We start from the raw sequence: 16,752 nt of genomic DNA, 5'->3' as shown, positions 1-16,752 counted from the left end.
CAGTTGAAGCCGGTTCCATTAAAATATTATTATTGACAATCAACAGTTTGTTAAAAAATAATTGTAATTTTAACAAAATTTTTAACACTTTTGGGCAATTTTTTGGGTGATTTGCATCCGTAGCGGTATAGTGAGCAGGGAGCATGAGAAGAAAGAAAGGCTACAACCATTTTAATCATTTCAGAAAGTAATGACTACAGATATAAAAAGAGCGACAACGAGCTTATACACTTGTTTACAAGTGGTAACGAATCGGCACTCGATTCATTACTGGAGAGGTACAAGGATAAGCTTTTCAGCACTATACTTTTTATAGTTAAGGATAAATACCATGCGGAAGATATTTCCCAGGATGTTTTTATTAAAATAATAGAAACCCTGAAAAGTGGTAAATACAAAGAGGAAGGAAAATTTCTTCCCTGGGCTATGCGCATTGCACATAACTTATGCGTTGATTATTTCAGAAAGCTGAAACGCTTTCCTTTTGCAAAAAGCAATACAGACAACGAGGTGCTGGACACTATCAACTGTACTGAGCAGAATGCAGAAGATAAAATAATTAAAGTACAAAGTATGGGTAAAGCAAAAGACCTCTTAGAACAATTACCCGAAGAGCAAAGAGAAGTAATTATACTCAGACATTTCGCCAATCTTAGCTTTAAAGAAATTGCCGACATGACCGGATGCAGCATTAATACTGCATTAGGCAGAATGCGTTACGGATTAATGAATTTAAGAAAACTAATGACCGGAAAATAGTTTTAACAATAATTAAATCATTGTTACTAAAACATTTCTGGTATTGTATTCGTTAGTATAGGAAACAAAATACAACTGATCGTTTTAAAATACTGTCATCTTGTGTTTCCGATAGGACAAAAGAAATTCGCTAACTCCTTTATCGAATATTCTTGCCGAAGCCAACCGGTTTACATAGGATGACGACTAATTGAACCGCTGATTTGATCAGCGGTTTTTTTATGGTTCAATAACAATTTTCGTATCTCCTGAAACCAGATTAATATGGCAACAGTCATGAGATATCCTGAATATTTTGTCGGCTACAGTTTTATTATTTAAATACCCTTTGAAATGAAAATCCTCTCCACACCTGGAGGTTTCTTTCATATAGCCATCGGAATACAATAAGTACACTCCGGGCTTATAGGAAACACCCGCCGGTTGTTGCCATTGTACATTGTCAAGTATAACTTTATTATCCTTCGTTCTTACGATCTTGAAACTGTCCAACTCTACTCCCGCATTAGATTGATCAACCACCTGCACCATCAGGCTCCTGAACTCCTCCGTGCATACCTGGTTGAACTTGCAGTCCGATTCGCAATCATCGCCAACCCTGGCATTCTTATTACATGCCAATACCATAAGGCCCGAGACGAGTATCACTAAAATTGAAGTCCTCATTACAGTATTTGATTTAAAGTAATACTATCAAAGACGATAGCAAATAGATTTTCGCAACAGGAAAAGTCCAACAGCTTAATTTCAATTCATAAAAAGAGTTCGTCTTCCTGATTTGCCCGGATATACAATGTAAATCACTTTGCCTCCGCCAAATCAGCCTGGTCTATCACATACTCTCGTCTTATAATATTTCCGGCTGCATTTTTGGTTTTAACCCATTGTTCATCTTTAAAGAGATTGGCCAGGTCTGCTTCGCAAGTCGTCTTTCTTGCTGCATCCGGGAAGAGCGAGTAATATAACCCACAGGACGTATCGACTTTCTCTTTACCACTTATCGTTACTTTAACCAGGTTCTTTTGATAACGGGGATCTGACTCGCTCAGGAATGAAGGACCACAATTAGCCGTACAGATAAAAACTGAAGTCTCATAAGCTTTTCCGGGTTCGATTATTATCCCCTGCCCAATAAACCCTGTAGTATCTTCTTTAACCGGCTGCCTTTTCAAACGTAATCCATACTGGATGGTTACAGGTACGGTAAGATCATTTTTATAGGCAGTAGCTAAATAATACCCCTGCTCACTGTCACTTTCTTTTTGACAGGAGCTCATTAAAAGCACGGATATCGATGCTACCAAAAAACAGGCGAGGGCAGTACTTCGTCTCATTTGCAAATATGTTTTGTATCTAAAACGCATTGACTTTAAATAACGCAACAAAAAAGTGTTCATTTTTTTTAATGAACACCTTTTTTAAAATTTGCTACAGAATACTTAGTTACTGCTATTACCTGCGAACTCCTTCCTGATGATATTCAGCGCCCCTCCGGCCTTAAACCATTCAATTTGCTGATCATTATAAGTATGGTTCACCTGGATATTTTCAGAAGTACCGTCCGAATGATGCAATACCAGGGTTAACGGTTTGCCTGGTGCAAACTCAGTTAAACCTATAATATCTACTACATCATCTTCCTGTATTTTTTCATAGTCGTCTTTGTCCGCAAACGTAAGCGCTAACATTCCCTGCTTTTTCAGGTTCGTTTCATGAATGCGGGCAAACGATTTTACCAGAACAGCACGCACGCCTAAATGACGTGGCTCCATAGCCGCATGCTCCCGGCTGCTACCCTCGCCATAATTCTCATCACCTACGACAATACTACCAATGCCCGCTGCTTTATAAGCACGTTGGGTAGCCGGTACGGGGCCGTATTCACCATTGAGCTGGTTCTTGATATTATCTGTTTTGTCATTGAAGAAATTCACCGCACCTATCAGCATATTGTTCGAAATATTATCAAGGTGCCCGCGGAACTTCAGCCAGGGGCCTGCCATAGAAATATGATCGGTAGTACATTTCCCTTTGGCTTTGATCAACAGTTTCAGGCCCTTCAGATCGGTTCCCTCCCATGGAGTAAACGGATCTAATAGCTGCAGCCGTTTACTGGCAGGATCCACAATTACCTGAACGCCGCTACCGTCAGCAGCCGGAGCCTGGTACCCGGGATCGTCAACAGCAAAGCCTCTGGCAGGTAGTTCTTCCCCGGTTGGAGGATCCAGTTTTACCGTTTCGCCTTTTTCATTGATCAATGTATCTGTAAGCGGGTTAAATGTTAAATCGCCCGCAATTGCAAGGGCTGTCACCACTTCGGGAGAAGCTACAAATGCATAAGTGTTAGGGTTACCATCAGCACGTTTGGCAAAGTTCCGGTTAAAAGAATGCACTATCGTATTTTTCTCCTTCTTCTCAGCACCCACCCGGTTCCACATGCCAATACAAGGACCGCAGGCATTAGCAAATACAGTAGCGCCAATTTTGTCAAATGTATCCAGGAAACCATCGCGCTGTATCGTGTATCTCACTTGTTCCGAACCTGGCGTGATTGTAAATTCAGCCTTTGTTTTAAGCCCTTTCTCACTCACCTGTTTGGCAAGTGAAACAGCCCGGCTGATATCTTCATAAGAAGAGTTTGTACAGCTGCCGATCAATCCTACCTCTATTTTAGTTGGCCAATCGTTCGCAGCGGCCACTTCTTTCATTTTTGAAATAGGCGTAGCCAGATCGGGTGTAAAAGGACCATTCAAATGCGGCTCGAGCTCACTGAGGTTGATTTCAATTAATTGATCAAAGTATTGTTCGGGATTAGCGTACACCTCAGGGTCAGCAGTTAAATGCTGAGCAATGGCGTCAGCTGCAGCTGCTATCTCTTCTCTCCCCGTAGCCCTTAGGTAACGACTCATACTGTCGTCATAACCAAAAGTTGAAGTGGTAGCGCCAATTTCAGCACCCATATTACAAATAGTGCCTTTTCCTGTACAACTCATAGATAAAGCACCTTCCCCAAAGTATTCCACAATACAACCAGTACCACCCTTTACGGTAAGTATACCCGCCACTTTCAGGATCACATCTTTAGGTGCAGTCCAGCCGTTTAGCTTACCTGTTAATTTAACACCGATCAATTTCGGCATTTTCAGTTCCCACGGCAACCCCGCCATTACATCGCAGGCGTCGGCGCCGCCTACACCAATAGCCACCATTCCTAAACCACCTGCATTCACGGTATGGCTATCAGTACCAATCATCATACCACCGGGAAAAGCATAGTTCTCCAAAACTACCTGGTGAATGATACCGGCACCTGGTTTCCAGAAACCAATACCATACTTATCAGATACGGAAGCAAGAAAATCAAACACTTCTTTACTTTCTGTCTTGGCTTGTTTTAAATCGGCTTCTGCACCTGTTTCTGCCATAATAAGGTGATCACAATGCACGGTCGAGGGCACAGCCACCTTAGCCCGTCCGGCCTGCATAAATTGCAAAAGTGCCATTTGGGCTGTGGCATCCTGCATAGCTACTCTATCCGGAGCAAAGTCCACATAGTCTACACCACGTTCATATACCCTTGTAGCAGGGTTGGTCAGATGCGCGTATAATATTTTTTCGGTAAAAGTTAAAGGACGGCCCAATAGCTGCCGGGCAGCGTTTACTTTTTGTTCAAAGCCGGAGTATACTTTCTTAATCAGATCGAGATCGAATGCCATGTCTACTAATTTTTTTGTACTAAAAAATTAAGATTCGCGAGAGAATACAAAGTTAAGGATTGTTACCTGCGATTGGATATTTCGAAAAGCTAAAACAAACCTCGACAGTAGGTTGCAGAAATAGGGCCAAAACTCGTTAGAGTCATTGGGTTCGTAAAACAAAACCCCGTCCTGCTAAAACAGAACGGGGTTTACTTATATCAAAATACTTAATCATACTAAACTGTCAACTCTTTTACAGAAGGAATAAACTTGGTCAGGTTGATGCCTTCTACTGCGGCTTTATATTCATCCATATTGGGAATTCTGCCCAGTATAGCGGACAATACTACCACCGGTGTGGACGCCAGCAAAGACTCCCCTTTTTGCGCTCAGAGTCTTCTACCACACGTCCCTGGAACAAGCGGGTTGAGGTAGCCATTACCGTGTCGCCTTTAGCTGCTTTCTCCTGGTTCCCCATACAAAGGTTACAACCGGGACGCTCCAGGTACATCATATTTTCATACTCGGTACGGGCAGCGCTTTTAGGTAACAGATCGCTGAACTCAAAGCCGGAATACTTCTGCAACAGATCCCAATCGCCTTCTTCCTTCAACTCATCAATAATGTTATAAGTTGGAGCAGCTACTACCAGCGGAGCATGAAACTCCACCTTACCTTGTTGCGCTTCCAGGTTTTTAAGCATTTGAGAAACAATTTTCAAATCTCCTTTATGCACCATACAAGACCCTACGAAACCTAAGTCTACTTTCTTATCGCCACCATAATGAGATAAAGCGCGGATGGTATCATGTGTGTAACGCTTGGATACATCCTTATTATTTACATCCGGATCGGCGATCATAGGTTCTACAATCACATCCAGGTCAATCACTACCTCGGCATAGTATTTAGCATTGGCATCTGGCGTAAGCGCAGGTTTCTCTCCTGATTTAATTTCAGCAATACGCTTATCCGCTTTATTAATTAATCCCTGAAGCACTTGCCTTTCATTATCCATGCCTTTGTCTATCATGATCTGTATCCGGCCTTTGGCAATCTCCAATGATTCGATAAGGGTATCGTCTTCAGAAATATTGATAGATGCTTTGGCTTTCATCTCAGCAGTCCAATCGGTAAAAGTGAATGCCTGATCTGCCGGGAGTGTACCAATATGCACTTCGATAATTCTTCCCTGGAACACATTCTCACCTCCAAATTGTTGCAGCATTTGTGCCTGCGTAGCATGAACCACATCACGGAAATCCATATGCTCTTTCATCTCGCCTTTGAAAGTAACTTTTACTGACTCCGGAATAGGCATAGAAGCCTCTCCGGTAGCCAGGGCCAGCGCAACTGTTCCCGAATCGGCTCCGAAAGCTACCCCTTTAGACATCCTGGTGTGAGAGTCACCACCAATGATGATGGCCCACTCGTCTACAGTTATATCGTTAAGTACTTTGTGAATAACATCCGTCATGGAGTGATACTCGCCTTTGGGGTCGCGGGCTGTGATCAAACCGAAATCATTCATAAATCTCATCAGTTTGGGGATATTAGCCTGCGCTTTTTTATCCCATACTGATGCTGTATGACAACCTGATTGATAAGCACCGTCAACAATAGGTGAAATTACAGTGGCTGCCATCGACTCCAGCTCCTGTGCGGTCATCAGCCCTGTGGTATCCTGCGAACCTACAATATTCACTTCCACCCGAACATCAGATCCTGCATGTAGGATCTTGCCCGGCGTAATGCCTACTGCATTCCTGTTAAATATTTTCTCTACCGCTGTAAGCCCCTGCCCTTCGTTTGAAATTTCTTTTGAAGGCGCAAACACCAGAGTTGGCTCAATACCGAGAATTTTGGCTGCAATCGTCTGTATTTTTTACCAAATACGATAGCATAAGAACCACCGGCCCTGATAAATTCTTTCTTCTGAGGAGTTAAAGCCTTGGAGATATCTATCAGCTCCTGCTCTCCGTTATATAATTTCTTGGTTTTAGTATTGATGGTCAAAACGGTTCCGGTTGCAACGGAATAAACCTCTTCCAATACAGGATCTCCATTTTCGTCGCGTACAATATTACCTTCCGCATCAGTCTTCTTTACCCAGTTTTTAAGGTCGATACCGATACCGCCCGTAACATCAACCGTAGTAAGGAAGATGGGGGAAATACCATTGGTACCGCCAACAATCGGCGCAATATTAACAAATGGAACATAAGGGCTCGCTTGTTTACCCGTCCAAAGAGCTACGTTATTTACTCCCGACATCCTTGATGAGCCCACGCCCATAGTACCTTTCTCCGCAATCAACATTACGCTCTTGTCGGGGTGTAATGCCTGAAGCGCTTTAATTTCGTCCTGTGCTTTAGGGGTGATCATACATTTACCATGCAATTCCCGGTCAGAACGCGAGTGCGCCTGGTTACCAGGGGACAACAGGTCGGTAGATATATCGCCCTCACCGGCAATAAAAGTAACTATCTGAATTTCTTCAGGCACTTCCGGTAATTTGGTAAAGAACTCTGCTTTAGCATAGCTTTCCAGAATTTCTTTAGCTATTACATTATCATTTTTAAACGCTTCTTTTAAACGGTCTGTATCGGCATCGTAAAGGAATACCTGTGTTTGAAGAACAGCCGCCGCTTGTTGTGCAATTGCAGCATCGTTACCCAGGGCCAGGTCTAACAGCACTTCAATAGAGGGACCACCTTTCATGTGTGATAATAGCTCAAAAGCAAAAGCTGTGGATATTTCTTCCACAACAGATTCACCCAGGATAATCTCTTTTAAAAATTGGGCCTTCACACCGGCAGCACTTGTAGTACCTGGCAAAGTATTGTAAATAAAAAACTTAAGAGAATCTTCCCTGTACTCATTACCGAGGTCCTTTATTTGTTCGATAATTTCGCTCAACAATTCAGCGCCATCAATTGGCTTTGGATGAAGCCCCTGAACTTTTCTTTCTTCAATTTCCTTAATGTAATCCTTATACATGTTCATAACAGAAGTCTTTTCAATATGAAGGCAGATTTTAAAACAGATGCCGGCACTGCCATTTTCTTTACCAGCCTGTGTCGATTATAATATTCTATAGTTTCAGAGCCACTTTCCCCGGAGTAAAATCTACATAGCTTTACCATTATTGCAGGCAATAATTGCAGCATTATCCTTTTCAGAGGTGAAGTGTAACATTTTGTCTTTCAGATCAGAAGGTGTTTTAATGATTAACGGGCATTGTTAACTTTTGTTCAAATTCAGAATGAGTTTTCCAAAACAGTTCGAGATCAAATGCCATTTATAATATATTTATATTAATAATACCTTCATTAGCAATGGCGCGAATTTACAAAAAATAAGGGTTCTAATTGACAGAACTTATTGAAATTATCGAAGGATTTGGTAATTTTGTCGCGTAAACCAACTATAGTTAGTATGAATCGCCTAAAAAATTTTGTGGAGTGGAATGCTTTTGGTGTTTGCTCTTCTATTGGTGACAGGTTACATATTTCTCCCTGTCGTATCAGGCAATATTTTATTTACTCTTCGGTATTAACCATGGGGTCGCCCATCATCGTTTACATGGTACTGGCTTTTTGGAAGAATATGAAAAATTATATTTCTTCCTCGAAGCGTAACCCCTGGTACTACCTGTAGTAGTAAAACTGTTATTTGCGCTCTTTCCTATCGCTTGCTTTACAGATTATTCATAAATGCCGGTTGGCTCATTGGCCGGAATATCCCTATTGCATGCCCGCCTGAGTGGAAATCCCCGTTTCAAAATTTAAATAAGGTGAGCTTACTGCATATATCGGCAAATTCAAGACTAAAGGCCCCATGGTTCAAGAAAATTTCATGGTTATGCAAAAAAGAGGGGTCAACCATACCTGGAAAGGTGTCGTTGCCCACTCTAGCCCTCTAAACCGTAATAAAGATATACACACTAATCACCATACAACGGCAAAATTCGCCGAATGCCCTTATTTATTAGATGAATGCCCTTATTTATTAGATGAAAGCCAGAATTACAACAAAAGAAAGATGTCGATCTATTATCAATATACAATGATCACTCTTCCCAATAGCGTTGAAACCGTTCCATTTCAATTTCCATAATCATTATTCCTCTATCTTTTTTAATATCAGCTCAAAAAAGTCCCGCCTCGAAAATCGAAGCGGGACTTTTATATTTAAACGGTCAACTATTGTTAACCGTTATGTGAAACTATCAACTAAATTAATAGCCCATACCACCCATATCAGGACCGCCTGGCATTGCAGGAGCCGCAGATTTAGGTTCTGGTTTGTCAGCAATTACGCACTCGGTAGTTAATAACATACCTGCGATAGAAGCTGCATTTTCCAAAGCTACACGGCTTACTTTAGTTGGGTCGATAACACCTGCTTTGAACAGGTTCTCGTAAGACTCTGTTCTTGCATTGAAACCGAAATCGCCGGTACCGTCTTTAATTTTCTGAACAACGATTGAACCATCGATTCCTGCATTGTCAGTTAAAGTGCGGATTGGCGCTTCCAAAGCACGTTTAACGATCGCCATACCAGTTTGCTCGTCTTCGATCTGACCTTTAACTTTTACATCCAAAGAAGCTACGGCGCGGATGTAAGCTACGCCACCACCAGGTACGATGCCTTCTTCAACAGCCGCACGAGTTGCATGTAAAGCATCATCTACACGGTCTTTTTTCTCTTTCATTTCAACCTCTGTAGCAGCACCTACATATAATACAGCAACACCACCGCTTAATTTAGCTAAACGCTCCTGTAATTTTTCTTTATCGTAATCAGATGTAGTAGACTCAATCTGAGCTTTGATCTGGTTTACACGACCAACGATGTCAGCCTTTTTACCTTTTCCACCTACAACAATTGTGTTGTCTTTGTCTATAGTAATAGAAGCCGCCTGGCCTAAAGCTGAAATATCAGCACCTTCTAATTTATGGCCCATATCTTCAGAAATTACCGTACCACCTGTTAAGATAGCGATGTCCTGTAACATTTCTTTTCTTCTGTCGCCAAAGCCCGGAGCTTTAACAGCAGCAACTTTCAGGGTACCACGTAATTTATTTACCACCAGGGTAGCCAATGCTTCACCTTCTAAATCTTCAGCAATAATTACCAAAGGACGGCCGCTTTGAGCTACTTTTTCCAGGATAGAAAGAATATCTTTCATAGCGCTGATCTTTTTGTCATAGATCAGGATATACGGGCTTTGTAATTCAGCTTCCATTTTTTCGCTGTTAGTAACGAAATATGGGGAGATGTAACCACGATCGAATTGCATACCTTCTACTACGTCTACAGTAGTATCAGTACCTTTTGCTTCTTCTACAGTAATAACACCTTCTTTACCTACTTTACCAAATGCCTGAGCGATCAAATCACCGATCTGGTCGTCGTTATTAGCAGAAATAGAAGCAACCTGCTTGATTTTTTGCTGTCGCTGCCTACAGTCTGGCTTTGCGCTTTCAGGTTTTCTACCACCAAAGAAACCGCTTTATCAATACCACGTTTCAGGTCCATTGGATTTGCACCTGCAGCTACCATTTTCAAACCTTCGCTGATAATAGCCTGAGCTAATACAGTAGCAGTAGTAGTACCATCACCTGCGATATCCGCAGTTTTAGAAGCTACTTCCTTCACCATTTGAGCACCCATGTTCTCAATCGCATCTTCCAGCTCAATTTCTTTTGCTACAGTAACACCATCTTTAGTTACAGCAGGAGCACCAAATTTTTTCGATAACCACATTACGGCCTTTAGGACCCAGGGTTACTTTTACGGCGTTTGCTAAAACGTCAACGCCTTTCTTCATTTTATTTCTAGCTTCAATATTGAAGTGTAATTGTTTTGCCATTTTACTAGACTTAAGATTTTTAGTATTTAGATTTTAGATCTTTTGAACCCAGCTTATATGCTACAGTCAGCAATACTTGCGTCGTGCCCCTTTTGCCAGGTCATCGAATCGTTTGAGCTCTCGTTTAAAAAAGCCCGGAAAAGGCTTATACGATTGCAAGAATATCGCTTTCACGCATAATTAAAAGATCCTGTCCATCGATCTGGATTTCAGTACCTGCATATTTACCGTACAACACAGTATCGCCGGTTTTTACGGTTACCGGTTCGTCTTTTTTACCAGGACCGGCAGCAACTACAGTACCGCGTTGTGGTTTTTCTTTTGCTGTATCAGGAATAATGATACCGCCCGCTGTTTTTTCTTCAGCTGCTGCTGGTTTTACAATTACCCTGTCATGTAAAGGGGTAACAGTCGATTTTTTAGCCATGTTTATCTTTTTAAAAAATTTGATTATTTAAGGTGATTCCTATTGAATCACTTTATGGTTGGCAAATGTACCCTAAATAATATGCCACGGTTGGGAAACATGAAATTTTTTCAGGTTGTACACAGCTTACCCAACTCGAAGCTCAACAAATGACAAGATGGCAATGTTAGTTGATTGGTGAATAAGCCTGCTAGTTTAAAGGTTGACAGGTTGACAAGGGTCGGATTGAGATCTTACTCGTTTATTTGGTAGCAAGGTCTGTTAGAATAATATAGTCTTCTGTTTAATTTATCCCGCTCAAATAATCAACCAGTCAATCTGTTATCCCTTCCGCCTCATCAACTCTCCTCAGCTTGCCAACCAACCCGCTCATTACCCCTCCCGGTTAACCTATCAACTTATCAGCCTGTCTACTGCCCTCCCCAACTTTTCAACCTGTCAACTAATAAAAGCCTTATCTTCGCCGGTTCAAAATAGTTCTTGATTCAATGATTAGCAGAAGAAACATAAGGGTAAAAGTGATGCAAACCCTTTATTCGTACACGTCCAGTCTGGATACCGACAAACCCCTTGATCCACAAAAAACGCTTAGACAACATTTCAGCCAAACACGCTCTTTAATGGTGTATGCGGTGCATTTTTTAACTGAAATAGCCCGTTACGCCGAAAAGATGCTTTTCGCAAGTCAAACAAATACATTCCAAGCGAAAAAGACCTGAACGTTAATACGAAACTGGCTGGTAGCAACCTGCTTTGGCAGATACTCGACCTGAACGAAGTTAAAATTGCTTTCAAGAACGAGAAAACCGAGCACCTGATCGATGAAGAGCTGGTGAGGAAAATCTACATGCAACTCACTACTTCTCAACAGTATTTACACTATATCGGTATTCAGCAGCAAAGCCTGCAGGAAGACCGCAAAATATTTGAGTATATTTTCAATGACCTGATGCTGAATAACGAAGAGTTTGTAGCGCATATTGAAGAAATATTCAGCAACTGGGACGATGATGGTGAAATGATTGTGCAAAGCATTGCTAGCTTTATACGCAAACCACAGTCCACAGCGTTTCAGCAAATTATCACTGCTGATAAAGAGCAGTTTGCCGTAAATCTTTTGAAAACGGTAATAGATAAAGAAGATTACCTGCTTACCCTGATTACCCCTAAACTAAAAAACTGGGATCCGGAACGTATTGCACTGCTGGATATGGTGTTAATGAAGTTGGGTGTAGCAGAGCTTTTATATTTCGAAACTATTCCACCCAAGGTAACGATCAACGAATACATAGACCTTGCGAAAGACTACAGTACGGCTCAAAGTGGTCATTTTGTAAATGGTATCCTTGATAATATTCATAAAGAACTGGTGGAAGAAGGAAAGCTTAATAAAAAGGATTTCCGAAAATCCTGATTTTGAAGGCAATATTTTTCGCTGAGTTTGAATATTGATCTACATTCGCACTTCAAATAAAATTAAAATCAATCTGGATAACATGAAACGTTTAGTACTGATTATTTCTGCTGCTGCTGCATTAGTTGCCTGCAATAGTAATGACAACAACAAAACAACCGGAAACGCCCCTTTAACCGATTCCTTAAAACAGGAAGCTTTAAAAGATTCATCCAACTTCACTACTATTAACTGGGTAGATTCGACTTTCAAAGACCTGGGAGATGTGAAATTGGGACAGGTAGTAGAAATTCCTTTTGTGGTTAAAAATACCGGTGATAAACCTTTGATCATTTCCAGCGTACAACCTGGTTGCGGATGTACTGTAGCAGAGAAACCTGAAAAACCCGTTTTACCTGGAAAAGAAGAGAAAATTGTTGCCAAATTTAACAGCGAAGGACAAAGCGAAGGCTCACATACCAAAACAGTTGTTGTAACGGCCAACACCAAACCTTTTACGCAGCACACTTTAACTTTCAAGGTAAACGTTACCAAATAAAATCTTAAAGCACAATAAATAATGACGCATTACATTTTACAAGCCCAGGGTGGTGGATCTTTTCAATTGATTTTCTTAGTAGGTATGGTATTGGTTTTCTGGTTGTTCTTTATTCGTCCACAGGCGAAAAAAGCAAAAAATCAGAAAAAATTTATTGAAGATTTACAAAAAGGCGATAAAATAGTAACGATAGCTGGTATACATGGTAAAATTCAACAGGTGAATGAAGACGGTACATTAAACATCGAAATCAGCCCGGGCAATTATATCAAAATTGAAAAATCAGCTATCAGCATGGATTGGACAGCGCAAATCAATAAGCCTGCCGCACCAGCTAAATAATTTAAGAGTTTAATGAATTTAGGTTTAAGCATCGGATATTAAACCTGAACCAGTCTGCCGGCAGGCAGGCATCAAACTTATAATATGTTACAAATCGGCCTTACAGGCGGTATTGGCAGTGGTAAAACAACCATTGCCAATATTTTTTCTACCCTGGGTGTAGCCATTTATGATGCCGACAGCGCTGCTAAAAACCTGATGAATACCAACCTGCAAATAAGGCAGCAGCTCACTGAGCTATTTGGCGCTGATACCTATAAAGAAGGCCAATTAAACAGAGCATTTCTTTCGTCCAAGGTTTTTAATAACGCACCATTGCTGGCTGAGTTAAATGCCATTACCCACCCTATAACGATACAGGATTCAATTGACTGGTTTAATCGCCAGCAGGGACCTTATGCTATAAAAGAGGCTGCACTGATATTTGAAAGCGGCAGCAACAAACACCTGGACTACACTATAGGCGTATGGGCAGAAAAAGAGTTACGTATCGAGCGGGTGCTTGAACGCGGTGGTCTTGACCGGGCCGCTATTCTGGCTCGAATGGAAAAGCAAATGGACGAGTCAGAGAAAATGAAACGCTGCGATTTTGTAATAGACAATAACGGGGAAAAATCTGTGATCGCACAGGTATTTGAATTACATCAGACTTTAGTAAATTTAGCGGATCGTTGATTACTAAAAGATTTTATCTTCGTAAACCAATGCCTCTAACTTCGATTATAACGGTAAATTATAACCAACCAGCCGTTACTATAGATTTTTTAAAATCGGTAAAAAAATTTACCAATAGTGACGAGGTGGAAGTAATACTGGTAGACAATGCTCCTGCCGAGAACAGGATGACAGATTTTGTAGCTGCCTACCCGGGTCTTATCTATATTCATTCTTCTAAAAATCTTGGCTACGCCGGAGGGAATAACCTGGGCATTAAAAACGCCAAAGGCTACTATCTTTTGCTGCTTAATAATGATACTGAAATAACGGCAGGTTTCCTGGAAGCCCTGGTGAAGGAGATGGAGCAAAACCCCTCTATAGGTCTGCTATCCCCGTTAATCAAATTTCATGAGAACAAGAAATTGATTCAGTATGCCGGCTTTACCGAGATGAACTATATTACCGCAAGAAACGGAGCAATAGGCGAAAAAGAAACCGATACGGGACAATACAGCAATGACAGCAGGGAAAGGTTTTGTCATGGCGCTGCTGTAATGTGTCGGAGAACAGATCTGGACCAGGCCGGGATGATGGATGAACGCTATTTCCTGTACTATGAGGAGCTGGACTGGTGCGAAAAATTTAAGCGAATCGGTAAAAAATCTGGTTCACAGGCAAAGCAGTTATCTATCACAAAGAATCGATCAGCGTAGGCAAAGCAAGTCCTATTAAAGCTTTTTTTATGACACGCAATCGCATGTTGTATATCAGGAAAAATACCAATCTCACCAATACTGCGCTATTTTCTGCATATTATATTTTTATAGCCACGCCAAAACAGCTTTTGATACATGTTAAAAACGGCAGAACCGACCTCGCTGCCCAAACGTTTAAAGGTATTTGGTGGAATTTAACCCATTCTGCAAGTAGCAGCTCATTAGGATATTTTATACCATGATTATTCTGTTTTGGATCAGTCTTTTTATTGTTTTTTATGCATTTGCCGGTTATGGCATTTTTTATATGCATTACTAAAGCTTAAACGAGTTGTAGGTAAAAGAAACAAGCCATTGTTTTAGATGAAACAAGGCTACCTACTGTAGCATTATTAATAGCCGCCTACAATGAGGAAGCTTATATTGAAGAGAAAATACAAAACTGCCTGGAGCTAGACTACCCGGCGCACCTGTTCGATATTGTTTTTGTGACGGATGGATCTAACGACCGAACACCACAAAAATACAAAACTACCCGCAGGTAAGATTATATCATAAAGATGAGCGGGGCGGTAAAATGGCGGCTATAAAAAGAGTAATGCCCGAGCTCACTAACGATATTATTGTATTTACCGATGCTAATACTTATTTGAATAAAGCTGCAATAAAGGAACTGGTAAAACATTACCAACATCCTAAAGTGGGCGCGGTGGCAGGTGAGAAAAAATAATGGTTGCCGAAAGCGCGGATGCCAGTTCGGCAGGAGAAGGCTTTTACTGGAAATATGAATCGGCCCTAAAAAATGGGATTACGAATTATACAGTAACGTTGGAGCAGCCGGCGAATTATTCAGCATCAGGAGATCGTTGTACGAGCCGGTTGAAACCGACACTATTATCGACGATCACATGATTGCCATGCGTATTGCAGAAAAAGGATTTGTGATAGCTTACGAACCCAAAGCTTATGCTATGGAAACAGGCTCTGCTGACTCAAAAGAAGAACTGAAAAGAAAAATAAGAATCGCTGCAGGTGGCATCCAGTCTATATTCCGGTTGAAAAAAGCGGCCAACCCATTCCGTAATCCTGTCCTGACCTTTCAATATATCAGTCACCGCGTTTTACGTTGGACGGTCACCCCTTTCCTGATGATACTGGTTTTTATACTCAATATTTTTATTGCCCAACAAACCCAACATCCCCTGTACATTGGCTTACTGATCGGACAGATCGTTTTCTATGGTCTTAGCCTGGTTGGCTATTTCCTGGAAAAGAGAAACCTTAAAGTAAAAGCATTCTTTATTCCTTATTATTTCTGCCTGATGAATTATGCGGTAATAGCCGTATTAACCGGTACTTTAAAAAATCGCAAAGTGCTGCCTGGGAAAAGTCGAAAAGAAAATAAACAGCGATAGTTGAAGTAAGTCAGTTCATTGCGGAGAACGAAAGATGCAGCGATAACGCAGGGCTTTAATTTTGTGTAGGCATCTGTTTATAGCTGGCTTAATAACTCATTCGTCATACGAACAAAGCAGGTCGATGTGTTTTTAACATAGCAAAGACTGGCAAAATAAGTCCCCTCATCTTGCATGGTAAACGAAAGTAAGTGCAGCTGCTGATCGGTGAAGGATTTTGTAAAGTCGTCATTTATCGCCTGGCTAATATCGATAGATGGTAAATGATCCGTGAGCCCCACCCCCACCGCTTTAAGCAACGCTTCTTTACGTGTCCAAAAACGGTAGAACGTATTTATGGGATCAGTAGATTTTTTAATATACTGAGCTCCATTTCAGAAAACACCAAACCGGCCATACTTTCCAGCTCCATCTCTTTTACCAATTCCACATCAATGCCCACCATTTGGTTGCAAAATGCGATCAGCACTTTATTACCGGAGTGACTGATATTAAAAGCAGGCAGCATCTTATCAGCATCTGTTAAAGCAACCGGTTTCCCGTTTTTACCAGGGTTAATAATAACCCTGGCAGCATCTGTCGATCCGTAAAAAGCTAATACTTTTTTGGCAATTCCCCTACCAGCGATAAACCGGCTTGCATCCGCTGGTTGCCTGAAAGCTGCTGCTTTGGCTAACTCAGTAGAACTCAATAATACTTTTAGTCCTTCTACATCTAAGGTGTCAATGTCACACTCATACACATGTACCTCCTCGCCCAAAGGAGTTAAAGTATTCATCCAGATTATTTCAGTGCCGGGTTCTTCCAAAATTTATAATTGTTTCACGCTTCTTTATAAGTAACTGTATATATCCTGCAAAATACCATTTTGAACAGTCAATGCAAAACTGCAAATACCTGTTTATTGC

17 protein-coding genes and 2 pseudogenes are annotated in these 16,752 nt (G+C 41.2%); 9 read left to right on the top strand and 10 right to left on the bottom strand.

The window, feature by feature from the left end:
- Nucleotides 1–231 precede the first annotated feature (231 nt).
- Nucleotides 232–759 carry an RNA polymerase sigma factor gene (locus MKP07_RS37135; RefSeq protein WP_240853054.1) on the top strand — a complete coding sequence of 176 codons (528 nt, stop codon included), beginning with the start codon at nt 232–234 and terminating at the stop codon, nt 757–759.
- A gap of 219 nt (nt 760–978) precedes the next feature.
- On the opposite strand, the gene MKP07_RS37130 is transcribed toward MKP07_RS37135, so the two are convergent.
- From MKP07_RS37130 to MKP07_RS37110, 6 genes are all read right to left on the bottom strand, one after another.
- Entirely contained in the window at nt 979–1,425 is a 447-nt protein-coding gene (locus MKP07_RS37130) for a hypothetical protein (protein ID WP_240853053.1), read from the bottom strand.
- 134 nt (nt 1,426–1,559) lie between these two features.
- Entirely contained in the window at nt 1,560–2,093 is a 534-nt protein-coding gene (locus MKP07_RS37125) for a hypothetical protein (protein ID WP_240853052.1), read from the bottom strand.
- Nucleotides 2,094–2,198: 105 nt separating this feature from the next.
- On the bottom strand, nt 2,199–4,475 hold the full coding sequence (locus MKP07_RS37120) for an aconitate hydratase (protein ID WP_240853051.1): 2,277 nt from the start codon (nt 4,473–4,475) through the stop codon (nt 2,199–2,201).
- Between the two features lie 218 nt (nt 4,476–4,693).
- Complete coding sequence (locus tag MKP07_RS40780; protein WP_262920249.1) at nt 4,694–4,828, bottom strand: hypothetical protein; 135 nt, start codon at nt 4,826–4,828, stop codon at nt 4,694–4,696.
- Nucleotides 4,804–6,294, bottom strand: coding sequence for an aconitase family protein (locus MKP07_RS37115; protein WP_240853050.1), 1,491 nt, complete (start codon nt 6,292–6,294; stop codon nt 4,804–4,806). Before MKP07_RS37115 ends, MKP07_RS40780 begins: the two co-directional genes overlap by 25 nt.
- Complete coding sequence (locus MKP07_RS37110; protein WP_240853049.1) at nt 6,240–7,463, bottom strand: 3-isopropylmalate dehydratase large subunit; 1,224 nt, start codon at nt 7,461–7,463, stop codon at nt 6,240–6,242. The genes MKP07_RS37115 and MKP07_RS37110 overlap by 55 nt, the downstream gene beginning before the upstream one ends.
- A 432-nt stretch (nt 7,464–7,895) precedes the next feature.
- Here MKP07_RS37110 and MKP07_RS37105 point away from each other — a divergent pair, with 432 nt between their 5' ends.
- The gene (locus MKP07_RS37105; protein ID WP_114788913.1) at nt 7,896–8,117 is read left to right on the top strand and encodes a PspC domain-containing protein; all 222 of its coding nucleotides are present in this window, start codon (nt 7,896–7,898) and stop codon (nt 8,115–8,117) included.
- A gap of 580 nt (nt 8,118–8,697) precedes the next feature.
- On the opposite strand, the pseudogene groL reads toward MKP07_RS37105, so the two are convergent.
- A pseudogene (gene groL / locus MKP07_RS37100) lies at nt 8,698–10,335 on the bottom strand (chaperonin GroEL).
- A gap of 145 nt (nt 10,336–10,480) precedes the next feature.
- A complete protein-coding gene (locus MKP07_RS37095) occupies nt 10,481–10,762 on the bottom strand; it encodes a co-chaperone GroES (RefSeq protein WP_240853048.1) in 282 nt (93 codons plus the stop codon).
- A gap of 832 nt (nt 10,763–11,594) precedes the next feature.
- On the opposite strand from MKP07_RS37095, the gene nusB reads away from it, so the two are divergent.
- The 7 genes and pseudogenes from nusB to MKP07_RS37060 all read left to right on the top strand — a co-directional run bounded on the left by nusB (nt 11,595) and on the right by MKP07_RS37060 (nt 15,844).
- A complete protein-coding gene (gene nusB / locus MKP07_RS37090) occupies nt 11,595–12,176 on the top strand; it encodes a transcription antitermination factor NusB (RefSeq protein ID WP_240853047.1) in 582 nt (193 codons plus the stop codon).
- An 82-nt stretch (nt 12,177–12,258) separates the two neighbouring features.
- Nucleotides 12,259–12,714 (top strand): DUF1573 domain-containing protein, encoded by a 456-nt coding sequence (locus MKP07_RS37085; protein WP_240853046.1) that lies wholly within the window; start codon nt 12,259–12,261, stop codon nt 12,712–12,714.
- Nucleotides 12,715–12,735: 21 nt separating this feature from the next.
- Nucleotides 12,736–13,056, top strand: coding sequence for a preprotein translocase subunit YajC (gene yajC, locus MKP07_RS37080; protein ID WP_240853045.1), 321 nt, complete (start codon nt 12,736–12,738; stop codon nt 13,054–13,056).
- A gap of 84 nt (nt 13,057–13,140) precedes the next feature.
- Nucleotides 13,141–13,731: a dephospho-CoA kinase gene (coaE, locus tag MKP07_RS37075; RefSeq protein WP_240853044.1), complete on the top strand. Its 591-nt coding sequence runs from the start codon at nt 13,141–13,143 to the stop codon at nt 13,729–13,731.
- 29 nt (nt 13,732–13,760) lie between these two features.
- On the top strand, nt 13,761–14,426 hold the full coding sequence (locus tag MKP07_RS37070) for a glycosyltransferase family 2 protein (RefSeq protein WP_240853043.1): 666 nt from the start codon (nt 13,761–13,763) through the stop codon (nt 14,424–14,426).
- 356 nt (nt 14,427–14,782) lie between these two features.
- Nucleotides 14,783–15,159: pseudogene (locus MKP07_RS37065) on the top strand (glycosyltransferase).
- A gap of 136 nt (nt 15,160–15,295) precedes the next feature.
- Nucleotides 15,296–15,844, top strand: coding sequence for a glycosyltransferase family 2 protein (locus MKP07_RS37060; protein ID WP_240853042.1), 549 nt, complete (start codon nt 15,296–15,298; stop codon nt 15,842–15,844).
- Between the two features lie 77 nt (nt 15,845–15,921).
- Here the strand turns inward: MKP07_RS37060 and MKP07_RS37055 are convergent, their stop codons facing one another.
- Both MKP07_RS37055 and MKP07_RS37050 read right to left on the bottom strand, forming a co-directional pair.
- A complete protein-coding gene (locus tag MKP07_RS37055; protein ID WP_240853041.1) occupies nt 15,922–16,143 on the bottom strand; it encodes a hypothetical protein in 222 nt (73 codons plus the stop codon).
- A 35-nt stretch (nt 16,144–16,178) separates the two neighbouring features.
- Nucleotides 16,179–16,622: a 4'-phosphopantetheinyl transferase family protein gene (locus MKP07_RS37050; RefSeq protein WP_240853040.1), complete on the bottom strand. Its 444-nt coding sequence runs from the start codon at nt 16,620–16,622 to the stop codon at nt 16,179–16,181.
- Between the last annotated feature and the right edge of the window lie 130 nt (nt 16,623–16,752).

This window comes from Paraniabella hibiscisoli, from assembly GCF_022512515.1.
Taxonomy (GTDB): Bacteria; Bacteroidota; Bacteroidia; order Chitinophagales; family Chitinophagaceae; genus Niabella; species Niabella hibiscisoli.
Note: the sequence above shows the minus strand (reverse complement) of the source record. Positions and strands in the feature narration are given on the sequence as shown.

What these genes read in the sequence shown, in the direction of transcription:
- MKP07_RS37085 (WP_240853046.1), top strand. Translation starts at nt 12,259, where the DNA reads ATGAAACGTTTAGTACTGATTATTTCTGCTGCTGCTGCATTAGTTGCC.
- yajC (WP_240853045.1), top strand. Translation starts at nt 12,736, where the DNA reads ATGACGCATTACATTTTACAAGCCCAGGGTGGTGGATCTTTTCAATTG.
- MKP07_RS37110 (WP_240853049.1), bottom strand. Translation starts at nt 7,463, where the DNA reads ATGAACATGTATAAGGATTACATTAAGGAAATTGAAGAAAGAAAAGTT.
- MKP07_RS37105 (WP_114788913.1), top strand. Translation starts at nt 7,896, where the DNA reads ATGAATCGCCTAAAAAATTTTGTGGAGTGGAATGCTTTTGGTGTTTGC.
- MKP07_RS37095 (WP_240853048.1), bottom strand. Translation starts at nt 10,762, where the DNA reads ATGGCTAAAAAATCGACTGTTACCCCTTTACATGACAGGGTAATTGTA.
- MKP07_RS37070 (WP_240853043.1), top strand. Translation starts at nt 13,761, where the DNA reads ATGCCTCTAACTTCGATTATAACGGTAAATTATAACCAACCAGCCGTT.
- coaE (WP_240853044.1), top strand. Translation starts at nt 13,141, where the DNA reads ATGTTACAAATCGGCCTTACAGGCGGTATTGGCAGTGGTAAAACAACC.
- MKP07_RS37130 (WP_240853053.1), bottom strand. Translation starts at nt 1,425, where the DNA reads ATGAGGACTTCAATTTTAGTGATACTCGTCTCGGGCCTTATGGTATTG.
- MKP07_RS37120 (WP_240853051.1), bottom strand. Translation starts at nt 4,475, where the DNA reads ATGGCATTCGATCTCGATCTGATTAAGAAAGTATACTCCGGCTTTGAA.
- MKP07_RS37125 (WP_240853052.1), bottom strand. Translation starts at nt 2,093, where the DNA reads ATGAGACGAAGTACTGCCCTCGCCTGTTTTTTGGTAGCATCGATATCC.
- MKP07_RS37050 (WP_240853040.1), bottom strand. Translation starts at nt 16,622, where the DNA reads ATGAATACTTTAACTCCTTTGGGCGAGGAGGTACATGTGTATGAGTGT.